This window comes from Leptolyngbya sp. BL0902, assembly GCF_016403105.1.
Taxonomy (GTDB): Bacteria; Cyanobacteriota; Cyanobacteriia; order Phormidesmidales; family Phormidesmidaceae; genus Nodosilinea.
The window spans coordinates 1,822,301-1,834,669 of the sequence record NZ_CP046155.1; the positions used below are offsets into that span (position 1 = coordinate 1,822,301).

9 protein-coding genes are annotated in these 12,369 nt (G+C 58.4%); 4 read left to right on the top strand and 5 right to left on the bottom strand.

The annotated features are described in order from the left end of the window. Positions 1-12 precede the first annotated feature (12 nt). On the bottom strand, positions 13-1,386 hold the full coding sequence (locus tag GFS31_RS08190) for a S41 family peptidase (protein WP_198807690.1): 1,374 nt from the start codon (positions 1,384-1,386) through the stop codon (positions 13-15). Positions 1,387-1,770: 384 nt separating this feature from the next. On the opposite strand from GFS31_RS08190, the gene GFS31_RS08195 reads away from it, so the two are divergent. Further along, entirely contained in the window at positions 1,771-3,876 is a 2,106-nt protein-coding gene (locus tag GFS31_RS08195; RefSeq protein ID WP_198807691.1) for a prolyl oligopeptidase family serine peptidase, read from the top strand. 295 nt (positions 3,877-4,171) lie between these two features. Here the strand turns inward: GFS31_RS08195 and GFS31_RS08200 are convergent, their stop codons facing one another. The 4 genes from GFS31_RS08200 to GFS31_RS08215 all read right to left on the bottom strand — a co-directional run bounded on the left by GFS31_RS08200 (position 4,172) and on the right by GFS31_RS08215 (position 8,565). Further along, positions 4,172-5,290: a site-2 protease family protein gene (locus GFS31_RS08200; RefSeq protein ID WP_198807692.1), complete on the bottom strand. Its 1,119-nt coding sequence runs from the start codon at positions 5,288-5,290 to the stop codon at positions 4,172-4,174. Between the two features lie 272 nt (positions 5,291-5,562). After that, positions 5,563-7,242, bottom strand: a complete 1,680-nt coding sequence (locus GFS31_RS08205; protein WP_198807693.1) for a transglutaminase-like domain-containing protein — start codon at positions 7,240-7,242, stop codon at positions 5,563-5,565. 134 nt (positions 7,243-7,376) lie between these two features. After that, positions 7,377-7,547, bottom strand: a complete 171-nt coding sequence (locus tag GFS31_RS08210; RefSeq protein ID WP_198807694.1) for a hypothetical protein — start codon at positions 7,545-7,547, stop codon at positions 7,377-7,379. A gap of 127 nt (positions 7,548-7,674) precedes the next feature. Beyond that, entirely contained in the window at positions 7,675-8,565 is an 891-nt protein-coding gene (locus GFS31_RS08215; protein ID WP_198807695.1) for an LD-carboxypeptidase, read from the bottom strand. 207 nt (positions 8,566-8,772) lie between these two features. On the opposite strand from GFS31_RS08215, the gene trmB reads away from it, so the two are divergent. From trmB to GFS31_RS08230, 3 genes are all read left to right on the top strand, one after another. Beyond that, on the top strand, positions 8,773-9,408 hold the full coding sequence (trmB, locus tag GFS31_RS08220; RefSeq protein ID WP_198807696.1) for a tRNA (guanosine(46)-N7)-methyltransferase TrmB: 636 nt from the start codon (positions 8,773-8,775) through the stop codon (positions 9,406-9,408). A 171-nt stretch (positions 9,409-9,579) separates the two neighbouring features. Further along, on the top strand, positions 9,580-11,052 hold the full coding sequence (locus GFS31_RS08225) for a sugar transferase (protein WP_198807697.1): 1,473 nt from the start codon (positions 9,580-9,582) through the stop codon (positions 11,050-11,052). A 305-nt stretch (positions 11,053-11,357) separates the two neighbouring features. Further along, entirely contained in the window at positions 11,358-12,182 is an 825-nt protein-coding gene (locus GFS31_RS08230) for a glycosyltransferase family 25 protein (RefSeq protein ID WP_198807698.1), read from the top strand. Positions 12,183-12,369: the final 187 nt, after the last annotated feature.

A 12,369-nucleotide genomic window follows, 5' to 3' on the forward strand; every position in this document is an offset into this window, starting at 1 on the left:
GCCATACCCACTCTACGGCTCCGTAGGCTCAATGCGGCCCAGTTGCCGTGGCCCCTGGGTGCCTTGGCGAGCGATGATGGCCTGTTCCAGCGCCTCGGTAGCACGCACAAACTGGAGATCGGCATCGGTGCCTAGGCGATTGGGGTTGCTGAATAACTCGCTGCGCTGACGGTCATTCAGTTCCACTACCACATCGGGGGTAATGCCCTTACGGCTGATGTCGGTGCCGTTGGGAGTGAAGTAGTGGGCCACGGTGACGGTGAGGCCCGAACCATCGGACAGGCCGTGCAAGGTTTGCACCAGGGCCTTGCCGAAGGTGGGGGTACCAACGACGGCGGCGCGGCGATTGTCTTGCAGGGCTCCGGTGAGGATTTCGCTAGAACTCGCAGAACGGCGATCTACCAGCACCGTCAGGGGCAGTTGGGTGAGGGCCGTGCGGTTAGCGGAGAGAGATTCTGTGGTGCCATCACGGTAGACAGTGCGAACAATGGGGCCGTGCTGGAGCCACATACGGCCAATGTCAATGCTGGCCAACAGCAAGCCGCCGGGATTGCCGCGCAAATCGAGCACAAACCCCTCTACGCCCTCTGCGGTGAGGGCCAGAATCGCTCGCTCCATTTGAGGGGCGGCATGGGCGTTGAACTCGATCAGCCGGATATAGCCGATGGATCGCCCGCCCACGGTGCGGTTAGCGTATTCCACGGCGGGCATTTCCATCCGGGCGCGGGTCACAATGATGCTGCGAGGATTGCCGCCATTGCGCCCAATACTCACGGTCACTTGGGAATTTTCCGCCCCCCGGAGCCGTTGACTTACCCCTTCCGCCGTGAGGTTGGCGGTGCTTTGGCCATCCACCATGACAACGTGATCGCCCACCATCAACCCAGCCTGTTCGGCGGGAGATCCGGGGGTGATGGCGGTGATGACCACGCGATTCTCCTGGCGCTGCACCTGCACCCCAATACCGGATATCTCCCCGGCAGTTTGGTCGGTGAGGTCAGAATATTCGGCGGGCGAGAGAAACCGAGTGTAGGGATCGTTTAACTGGCGCAGAGCGGCCCGCAGAGCACTATAGGCGGCTTCGCGGGAGGTGTAGTCTTGGCTGAGCAGGCGCTGGCGAGTGGCTAGCCAGTCCGTTTGGTTGAAGCTGGTATCGACGTATTCTCGATTAACAATCTGCCAAGCCTGATCCAACACCGCCTTGGGGCTCTCTTGCAGGTCAGAACCAACGGCGACACTGCGGGACTGGGTCGGCAAACGAAGGGCTTCACTGGTGGAGGCCGTTGCGGGCGCTAGGCTTACCCCTCCTAGGGCAACTGCCGCCAGAGGGGCGAGGAGGAGCGCACGCAGGGAAACGGTGGGCAACTTTTGGGGCAATACCAGCATGGCGATTCCGATGACCTGGGCAAAGGGAGGGAAAAGGTCAGGTGGGCTAGATTGGCGAAAAACCGACAAAAACGAACTATTTTTCTGAGGAAAACCTACAGAATGGATTTGTCGCCCCCGTTAGCGATGCTATCGGCCCACCACCGCCACGGGTATCCCGCCACCTGGCCCCATTGTGACGGATCGGTCAAAGCTTTGGCCAGATAATTGTGCCAATTTTGCAGAATGCCACAGATTTCTTTAAAGTTCGTGAAGCAGCCGTACTCTCCTCACCGATCTCCCCCACAGCAGCAATCCTCGCAACGGCATCCCCGTGGGCAGCGCCAGCACTTCCTGTTAGGGTTACTGATAGCCCTTGGTTTTGCTGTAATGCCCATGTCTGCGATGCCTGCACCTGCCCAATCCCTTGCCTACCCCGCCAGCCCCCGCCAAGCCCAGGTGGATGTGTACCACGGCGTTGAGGTGGCCGATCCCTACCGCTGGCTAGAGGACACACAATCCGCCGAGACCCAAGCCTGGATTGAGGCCCAGAATCAGCTCACCTTTGGCTATTTAGCCCAACTGCCGGGACGGGATGCCCTCAACCAGCGGCTCACAAAATTATGGAATTACGAGCGCTACGGTACACCGTTTAATCGGGGTGGACGGTACTTTTACTTCAAAAATGACGGCCTGCAAAACCAAAGCGTCCTTTATACCCTGCCCAGTTTGGACGCTGAACCGAGGGTGCTGTTAGACCCGAATACTCTGTCCGAAGATGGCATTGTAGCCCTCAGCGGCATGGCGGTCAGCGAAAATGGGGCGTACCTGGCCTACGGGCTCTCCGCCAGCGGGTCAGACTGGGTGGAATGGCGGGTGCGAGACATTGCCACCGGGGAGGACACCAACGACCTGCTGAAGTGGGTGAAGTTCTCTGGAGCCTCCTGGAGCCACGACCACCAGGGATTTTTCTATAGCCGCTACGACGAACCCGACCCCGCCAATCTCCACGAGGCCGTTAACTACTACCAAAAGCTCTACTACCACCGCCTTGGCACCCCCCAAAGCGAAGATGTGCTGATCTACGAACGGCCCGACCAAAAGGAATGGGGCTTCAGCGGCGGCGTCACCGAAGACGGGCGCTACCTGGTAATTTCTGTGTGGCGCGGCACCGATCCGAACAACCTGGTGTTCTACAAGGATTTGGCCAATCCCGACAGTCCGGTGATCGAACTGATTTCCGAATTTGAGTCCAACTACAGCTTCGTGGCCAATGAGGGCACTCGCTTCTGGTTCCGCACCGATTGCCAAGCCCCCAAGGGACGCCTGATTGCCATCGACCTCACCCAGCCCGACCCCAACCACTGGCAGGAGGTGATCCCCGAAGGCGAGGACACCCTAGAGGGGGTGAGTCTGCTGAACCATCAGTTTGTGGTGGATTACCTCAAGGACGCCTACACCAAAATCCAGATTTACGCCCTAGACGGAGCCTGGGTGCGGGATGTGGAACTGCCGGGAATTGGCTCGGCGGGCGGCTTTGACGGCAAACGCGAAGACACCGAAACCTTCTACAGCTTCACCAGCTTCACGGTGCCCAACACCATCTACCGCTACGACATGACTACCGGGGAAAGCACCCTCTACCGCACTTCCCAGGTGGATTTTGACCCCGCTGCCTACGAAACCCGCCAGGTGTTCTACCCCAGCGCCGACGGCACCCGCATCCCCATGTTCATCACCCACAAACGGGGGCTGGAGCTAAACGGCCAAAACCCCACCCTACTCTACGGCTACGGCGGCTTTAACGTGTCCCTCACCCCGGCCTTTTCCGTCAGCAATTTGGTGTGGATGGAGATGGGCGGCGTCTATGCGGTGCCTAACCTGCGCGGCGGCGGTGAGTATGGCGAAGACTGGCACCAGGCCGGAATCAAGCTCAACAAACAAAACGTGTTTGACGACTTCATCGCCGCTGCCCAATGGCTGATCGACCAGGGCTATACCACCTCCGCCAAACTTGGCATCATGGGCGGCAGCAACGGCGGCTTGCTCGTCGGAGCCTGCATGACCCAACGGCCCGACCTCTTCGCCGTGGCCCTGCCTGCCGTGGGGGTGCTGGATATGCTGCGGTTTAACCAGTTCACCATCGGCTGGGCCTGGGAATCAGACTATGGATCGCCCCAAAATGAAGCAGAATTCCGCGCCCTCTACGCCTATTCGCCCCTGCACAACCTGCAACCGGGCACCGCCTACCCCGCCACCCTGATCACCACTGCCGACCACGATGATCGGGTCGTCCCCGCCCACAGCTTCAAGTTCGCCGCCGCCCTACAGTACGCCCAGGGTGGCGAGGATCCGGTACTCATCCGCATCGACACCAAAGCAGGTCACGGAGCCGGAAAACCCACCGCCAAAGTGATTGAAGAAGCCGCCGATAAATGGGCTTTCGTGGCCTATCACCTAGGTCTTGAGACTGACCTCACCGATGGGGTAAAAAACGGTATCAGCTCGTGATTCAGGCAGCGTTGGCAAGTAGGGCGAAGGACGATTTGCCCCAGAGCCCAGGCACCGCCTGATTTTGGGATGCGTATGATTCGGTGGGACGGGCGATGGCGCATCGGAGTCGAGCCCTGCCCGTGGTGTAAAAAGTCCTGAAACACCGTAGGGCTTCAGTTCACTGACAATCCTAAATCCGATTAGGAAACCCCCTATTCGGGTTGAGGCTTCGACCAGTTCAGCCCCAGCAGGCTTCGGTTTCAAATCGGGGGCAAACAATCGGGATTTAGTATCCGTGATCTGTTCGCAGTGGCTAAGCCACCTGGGGCGATTGCAGCAACGCCTGAATCGAGCGCTTTTCTAGCAGACCCGCTAGGGATCCATCGTTATCAATCACCGCCAGAGCGTTGATATTGCGGGTTTCCAGGGTCTTCACCACCTCCATCAGCGGTTGCTCGGCCCCCACCGTCAGAATGTCTCCCGCTGGTTCCATGATGGCGGACACGGTGGTGGTATCCCACTGGTCGCGGGGCACCTGCTTCAGGGCGTCTACCAGTACCGTCCCTACCAGCAGCCCCGTTTCGTCGGCCACTAGGAACTTACGCCAGGCCGAAGGCGCAGCCAAAAGGGCGTTTTCGGCAAACTCTCGCAGGGAAACGTTCGCTGCGGTAATGGGGCTATCTTGCGCCACAGCATCGGCGGCAGTAAGGCCCGTGAGACGACCTTGCACTGCGCCAAACTGGGCGGTACGGTTGGCATTTTGCAGCAGGAACAGGCCAATCAGTAGCGCCCAAAAACTGCCCAAAGAGCTAAGCCCCAAAACAGACGCTCCACCCAGGATGATCGCCGTCCAGCCCAGCAGTTGACCCACGCGGCTGGCAAACACCAAACCCTTGTGGGGCTGTCCCGTAATCTTCCACACCAGCGACTTCAGTACATTACCGCCATCCAGCGGCAGACCAGGAATCAGGTTAAAGGCTCCCAGTGCCAGGTTGATATAGGCCAAAAGTCCAACGATTCCGGCAATTGGGCCAGAGAGGGGCAACGCCAAACCCGCCACCGAGAACAGGCCAAACAGGGCAAAGCTCACTAGGGGGCCAGCGATGGCTACCTGAAATGCGCCTTTGGGGGTCTCGGATTCTTTTTCTAGGGCCGCCAACCCGCCAAACAAAAACAGCGTGATTGAGTTGACCCCGATGCCCTGCTGTTTTGCGGCAAAGCTATGACCCAGTTCGTGGGCCAGCACCGAGGCAAACAACATCAGCGCCGAGCCCAGCCCCAGCACCCAGGGCAATGCCCCACCCAACGCCGGAAACGCCGCCGCCAGTCCGCTGCCGTACTGCCACGTCACCAGCAGCAGCACCAAAAACCAAGACCCATTCACATAAAAGGGAATACCAAATAGATTCCCTACTCGTAAGTTGCCGTTCATGGGGCACCTCTCATTTAAAGCCTGAGGACAGGGGGCGAAATCCTGGGATTTGTGTCCTGTCCATAGGTCTTATTGTAACGAACTGTTAATGAGGCTCTCATCTATCGGGGGTAGGGAGAACCGTCGCCCCTAGGGTGGGTCTGCTCGACCTTGGCGACCTCAACCGGGCAACCCGAGCTTCACCCAAAAGGCCGTGGCGTTCACAATCAGGGCCACCGTCGCCGAAATTAACAGGGCAAAGGCTAGCGCCACCATGGGGTGTGATCTTTATCCTAGGGTTGCAGCTCGCCTAGGATGCGAAACCGCATATGGTTGACGGCCAAATCGCCGAGCTTCGTGTCGGGGCTGCCTTCAGGACGGATTAACTTCTCGAAGGGGATGCCCTTGCCCATTTCCACGTGCCACCAGGGCAGGCCCATGAAAAAGCGAGTGGGGTAGGGGCCACCGTCTTGGATGTCGTCGGGGTTGGATTCCATCGGTAGCCAGCCCGTGCCGGGGATGTAGAACTCAATCCAAACGTGGTTGAAGTCGGGTTCTAGATAAATGCCGGGTTTGTCGGCCTGGGCGGGGCATTTGTAGCGGCCCACGGTGCGACAGGCGATGCCGTTCAGCCGCATCAGCGCCAGCAGCAGGCCCACGTATTCACCGCAGGAGCCGCGCCCCCGTTCGAGCACCACGTCCGGGGTGTCGATGGCGGGGGTGACGGCGTAGGAGAGTTTGTCGTAGACGTAGTTGCGGATGCTGAGCACCTGGCGCAGGAGGTTGGTTTCGCGGCCAATGCTGTCGCGGGCGGCGGCTTGGATCAGGGGGCTATCCATGGCCAGTTCGTCATCGTCGATGAGGTAGCGGGGGCCAAATTCCGTGGGCAGGGGCGGGGCGGCTTCTACTTGGCGGGGGGTGAGTTGGTACTTGATGCCGTAGACCTCTACCAACGCCCTCCAGCCAAAAATGTGGCGTTCGTGGGGGTCGAGGGTGGGGAACTTGAAGCTGGCCACCCGTTCGCCGTTTTGCAGATCTTCTTCGTAGGGCAGGCCCACGGGCTCGATGGTGCGCAGGGTTTGACGGTCGGTGTGGGTGGGGAAGGCCATGCGCCATTCCACGTTTTGCAGGGCAGCGGCGTCTTCTAGGGCGTCGATTTCCTCTACGTAGGTCATTTCCACTAAAAAGCCGTTGGTGCGGCAGTAGTTTTTGGCCTTGTCCCAGCGGTAGGTGAGGGGGTGGATCAGGGTGGTATCCCGAAAGGTGAGTTCAAAGGGGAGTTCGCTGTTGGGGTCGTCGCGCACGTAGGGTTCTTCGTTGGTGTAGGAAACCCAGAGGGTGCCCTGCTCCGGCTGGGTGTGGGGCGGTACGGCAATCCCCGTGGGTGTGGGGAAGGGGGTAAGCATTTTGACCACCAGTTCCCCGGTGGCGCGGTCGAGGCAGTAGACGGTCTGCTCGGTTTGGTCGCAGGCCCAGAGGTAATCGCCCCAGACCGAGATATTTTGTACCCCAATGCCCGGTGCCGGGAACTGGGTGATGCGCTGGCCCGAATCGCGGTTGTAGACGTAGATGTAGCCCGCCTTTTTGCAGCTCACGTAGAGGGTGTTTTCCCACACCGCCACGCCATCGGCGGTGTAGGGCAAGGTGAGGACGGGGGTGAGGTTAATGGCATCGAGGGCGGTGACGTAGATGCTGTGGCCCTTGGCGATCCACACTCGCCCTTCCCAGTGGGCAATTCCGGTGGCCTGGTCAAACTCGGCGGCGTGGCGCGGGTTGAGGATAGCGGCATCCCCCGTCTTGGGGTCAATCTTGAGCAAATAGCCCCGAAAGGGATCGACCGCTAGCAAATCTTCTCCCCGCAGGGCCAAGCCATAGACCGCCTTCACCCCAATCGGCTGGAGCAAATGGGAGGCAAAGGCGGAGGAATCCGATGCAGTTGCAGAGGCAGGGGCAGCAGAAATGAAGTCAAGCATGGGGGGCACGGTCATACCTAGGAGCGGCCACGGGTTGGCCATTGTATTGGTCATATCCTAGGGGACTGTGCCCGAAAAAAGTGTATTTTGCTAGGCCAAGGGCAAAATCAACAGGCCCCACTCAGGCAAAGTGGCTACTCGCCTTCCTGGCTGATCTGCTGCTCTACGGTGCTGATGGCCGCATTCACTGCCGCCAGCCGGGTTTCGAGGGAATCGCGGAAGGCTTTCATCATCTCTAGTTTGTAGCGCTGGTACTGTCGTCGAGACTCGGTGCTGGGGGGCATACAGAAGGGAGGAAAAAACATGGCTTTACCGCAAGAGGGACGTTTTTATTATGGCCACAAAATTTTAGGAAGGGGAGAACGCTATGGGGTGTGATCGACTTGTTACCCGCAGTTCTGCCCCCCAGAGCAGGCTCACTCGATCCGCAGGCTACAGGATGGCGAGGGTACCCTGATCGCCGTTGAGGTGGGCCATGGCCCCTACGGGCAGGGCAGCGTTGTCGCCATCGTGGCCAAAGGGCAATCCGGCAACAATGGGAATCCCCAGATCCCCCAGGCGATCCCGCAGCACCTCCTCTACCGTAAAGCTGGGGACGTTTTCGGGCGGTTCGCAACGGCTGAAGCGGCCTAGGGCAATGCCTTTCACGCCCTGAAATTTGCCCATCATGCGCCAGTGGGTGAGCATGCGGTCGATGCGGTAGGGGGCTTCGGTGACATCTTCTAGGGCCAAAATCACCCCGTCTAGGTTGGGTTCGTGGGGGGTGCCCAGCAGGTGGGTGGCCACGGTTAAATTCGCCGGAAGGAGTGGCCCCGTCACCCGACCGCCGCCCCAGCCCAGCCCCCGAATGGAAGGGATGGGTTGCCCCATGAGCAAGTCCTTTAGGCGCTGCTGCGACCAGTCAGGCTCTGCGGCCAGGGTGGTCATCAGCGGCCCGTGGATACCGACGATGCCCTGTTGTGCCAACCCCCACAGCAGGCTGGTGATATCCGAAAAACCCACGAGCCACTTCGGCGGCAATGGATTGGGCCACTGCCATTGTTCCAACACCCTGGCCCCGCCATAGCCACCCCTAGCGCAGAGGATGGCCTTGTAGTCGGGATTGGTGAGCACCTCCATCCAGGCTTGGCGACGCTCGTCATCCCGTCCGGCCAAATAGCCCCACTTCTGGCCCACGGCGGCAGGGACGTCAATTTCAAAGCCCCAACTGCGCCACAGGTCTAGCCCTTGTTTAAAGGAGTCCAACTCACGCAGGGCACCGCTGGGGGCCATCACGGCTAGGCGATCTCCGGGCTGAAGCGGTGGTGGATAGATGGGCGTCATCGAAGCTGGAGGGATCGCCGTCGGAGGGATCGCATCGGGTGATGCTGGGGTGTCTTGAACCGGGACATTCGGTGCATCCGACGGCTGAGAACGTGGGAAATCAGGCGAGGTTGCCCTGGCCCTGGGCTCCGGCTGGGGGAATTGAACTATCTGCGAGGGGGGCTGTGGCATGATAGGGAGTTGGAGTCTTAGCAAATAGGTCAGCTTGTGGCGGTTGTTCGGGTGCGCCAGCACGTTAATCCACTCAGTGAAAAATACCAGATTCCCATCCCTTTCCCCGACTGGAGCCAGGTTTTCCCCCATCCCCAGCGGCCCCTGCACATTGACATCGGCAGCGCCAAGGGGGTGTTTGCCATGGAAATGGCCCGACTTCAGCCAGAGTGGAATTTGCTGGGTCTAGAAATTCGCAAACCCCTGGCGGAAGAATCCCAGCGGCGCAAGGAAGAACTGGGCCTGACGAACCTGCACCTGATGTTTTGCAACGCCAACATCTCCTTCCGTCCGCTGATGGAAAGCTGGGGCGCGGCCAACCCCCTGCAACAGGTGTCGATTCAGTTTCCCGATCCTTGGTTCAAAAAACGCCACCAAAAACGTCGGGTGCTGCAACCGGAATTGGTCAATGACATCGTTGCTTTCCTGCCCAGCGGGGGCCGGATTGTGATTCAGTCTGACGTAGAAGACCTGGCCCTAGATATGGTGGAACGCCTGGGCGAACATCCCCAACTGGTGCGCACCGCTAATTATTGGCTACCAGAAAGCCCCTTCCCCGCCCAAACCGACCGCGAGCGCGTCACCCTAGAGCAGGGGCTCCCGGTCTACCGAGCCATTTTTAGTAAGCCGTAGCGCAAGGGTAAAACCTGCTGAGGCTAATCGTTTCATGCCTTTCCCGCCACGCTATGCGGCCCTTGGCTAACAAAATGTGACTAACGGGCCTGGGCTGATCGTTTCTCCGGGAGATTGCGGAATACTGACGAAGAAGCCTTCGGTTTTGTCCCCCGTGCTGGGGTTTGTTCTATGGATTGCCACCGTGCTGCGCCCACCGTGTTTAAGTATCGGCCCCACCTCCGTCGCGACCGCTCCCAGGATCTTCGGGCTCCCCGTCGGCTGCACCTGCGGGATGCCTTAACCTGGTCTACCCAGCGCGGGCTGGTGCTGATGGCGGGGGATGTGCTGGCGTTAGGGGTGTCTTGGCATTTAGCCCGGTCGCTGAACCAGCTATTCTCGCCCATTCCATCTCAGTTGGTGTGGTGGACGTGGCTGGGGTTACCCAGTCTGTTTTGGGTGATGGTCGCCTATACCCTGGGCCTGTTTACCTATGCGGGGCTCTACCGATCTAGCCGTCAGGTCAAAAACTACCTCCAGGCGGGCAAACTGGTCAGCTTGGTTTACCTCACGGCCCTGGTGGTGATGTATTTTTACGATCCCAAGCTGGATTTGCCCCGGTCGCTGTTTTTCTCCGCCTGGATCAGCAGCGTCGCCTTTGTGGTCATCACTCGCGTTGTCATGACCCTGGCCCTGCGCCCCTTAGAAAAATCCCGCAACCCCACCCGTGTGTTTCTGATCGCCCCGGCCCATCGGCTCAAGCGGCTGGCGGATATTTTAGATCAGCGGGCCAGGGTGCCTGTGATTGGGGCGGCCCTGGCCTCCACAGCCAACTCCAGCGCCACCTACCAAGCCATCCTCGCCTCCAACGCCACCCTGGTTCTGGCGGAAAGCATTCCCTCCGCCGACTTGGCCTCAGAACTGTACTGGAAACTGCGGCGGGTGGGTCTGCCCATGCAGCTTCTCCCCACCAGCCGCGATATGCTCTACCGACGCGGCCAACCCGAAACCGTCGCCGGACTGCCTACCCTCCGCCTCGATGCTCCCCTCGTTGGCGGCTGGGACTACCGAGTGAAGCGCTGGATGGACTACCTCGGTGCGGGGTTGGGCGTGCTGATGTTGGCCCCCGTGTTCCTCGCCATTGCCATCGCCATTCGCCTCGATTCCCCTGGCCCCGTCTTCTTTCGGCAAGAGCGGGTGGGCCTCCACGGCAAGCCCTTCCAGGTCTGGAAATTCCGCACCATGACCGCCGATGCTCCCCAAAAACAGGCCCAACTGGAACAACAAAACGAAACCGCCGACGGCATTTTGTTTAAGGTCAAACACGACCCCAGGGTGACGCGGGTGGGTGCTTTTCTGCGCCGCACCAGCCTGGACGAACTGCCCCAACTCTTTAACGTCCTCTGCGGCCAAATGAGCCTGGTTGGGCCTCGTCCCTTGCCCCTGCGCGATGTTGCCAAGTTCGACGGCTGGCACAACATCCGCCACCAGGTTCTCCCAGGGGTGACGGGGCTCTGGCAAATTTCAGGTCGATCCGACATCGACACCTTCGACGACGTGGCCCGCCTCGATCTCCACTACATCGACAACTGGTCAATCAACCTCGACCTAGAAATTCTCACGGAAACCGTCGGCATTGTGTTCCTAGGCAAAGGGGCCTACTAAGCTTCTGTTCCCCAAGTTTAGAAAGCCCTGACTTGCCCACCCCAGGTCCCCCAGCCAGGGGCTGGGCAACACCGTCAAAACTTGGCTATCCTTAGTCTTCTACTACGCTAGGGTGGATCCATTCATAGCATTTTAGCGGGGCTGCTGCTAAGATTTAAGCCATTGCCAACCGATTGGCCTGTCTCCTAGGGGTGCATCTCAGATCAAGGCACTATCTTTTAGCGGTAAGGTACTGCCAAAATTATGATCTACCACGCTGCCCTGCCGATCCGCAAGACATGCTCAATCCTATATGAGACAAGATAATGGTGCTTCAGAATCTCTTTGAGAGGACGTATATTATCAACCTCCCAGAGCGAGCCGACCGACGCCAAGAGATTCAAGCAGAGCTCAAAACCATTGGGTCTGACTTAGCACCGGGAAAAGTAGAGTTCTTTGAAGCGATAAAGCCCACCGACTATGGGGCTTTTCCTCGCCGTGAGGTACTAGGCTGTCTTCTCAGCCATTTACACATTCTCAAAATAGCCAAAGCCGAGAACTTAGAGAACGTCTTGATTATTGAAGATGATCTAGCAATTTCTAAGCGCATCCAAAGAGTAGCCCAGTATCTACCTGATTTCCTGCAAAGTACAGACTGGGATATTCTCTTTCTTGGCTTTTTGCCACGGTATGGCCTTCAATTTAAAGACTATTACCAAGAGCCCGTCGAGCAAGAAATCAACCAATATACCGCCAGATCTTTTTCTGCCAAAATCACTAATAAGCCCCTGCGAGGCACGCACTTTTATGCTGTCAATCGAAAGATATACACTCCTCTCATCCACTATCTAGAGGAGTTGCTGAACCAGCGATTCAAGGAAGCCTCGGCGGTTTCTATCCAATCTTTCGATAATCTAGATGGAGCCTATCTAGATACAGCCTATTTCCTCTTTAATCAGGCCCATAAAAATACTCGAATATTCATTGTTTGCCCACCTCTAGGGTGGCAGCGCAGCAGTCGAAGCGATATCAATCCTTCCAGACTTGATCGCCTAGAAGGTCTATCATTTTTGCTGACTATCTATCGCGGCATTAAATCTTTTGTTAAGAAAAACATGGAGTCTGTTCACCCTTTTTTCTTTTCAAGATAGGCAAAGATTAGGGTTCTTTCTGCGGCTGTCCTTTGCGCCATTGGCCGCATCGGCAGCTGCGCCGTTTCCCCAGGGTTGTGCCGGACGTCTAGGCCCAAAAGAGTAAGGCACCATGACCTGAAAAGTAATGCAGCTTTTCTTCAGGCCATGGTGCCTCAGCGTCCTAGAACGACCTAGGGCTGAACCA

Bases quoted from the DNA above. Each gene is read 5' to 3' on its own strand.
- GFS31_RS08195 (WP_198807691.1), top strand. From the start codon at position 1,771: ATGCCTGCACCTGCCCAATCCCTTGCCTACCCCGCCAGCCCCCGCCAA.
- GFS31_RS08215 (WP_198807695.1), bottom strand. From the start codon at position 8,565: ATGACGCCCATCTATCCACCACCGCTTCAGCCCGGAGATCGCCTAGCC.
- GFS31_RS08225 (WP_198807697.1), top strand. From the start codon at position 9,580: ATGGATTGCCACCGTGCTGCGCCCACCGTGTTTAAGTATCGGCCCCAC.
- GFS31_RS08210 (WP_198807694.1), bottom strand. From the start codon at position 7,547: ATGTTTTTTCCTCCCTTCTGTATGCCCCCCAGCACCGAGTCTCGACGA.
- GFS31_RS08205 (WP_198807693.1), bottom strand. From the start codon at position 7,242: ATGCTTGACTTCATTTCTGCTGCCCCTGCCTCTGCAACTGCATCGGAT.
- GFS31_RS08190 (WP_198807690.1), bottom strand. From the start codon at position 1,386: ATGCTGGTATTGCCCCAAAAGTTGCCCACCGTTTCCCTGCGTGCGCTC.
- GFS31_RS08200 (WP_198807692.1), bottom strand. From the start codon at position 5,290: ATGAACGGCAACTTACGAGTAGGGAATCTATTTGGTATTCCCTTTTAT.
- GFS31_RS08230 (WP_198807698.1), top strand. From the start codon at position 11,358: ATGGTGCTTCAGAATCTCTTTGAGAGGACGTATATTATCAACCTCCCA.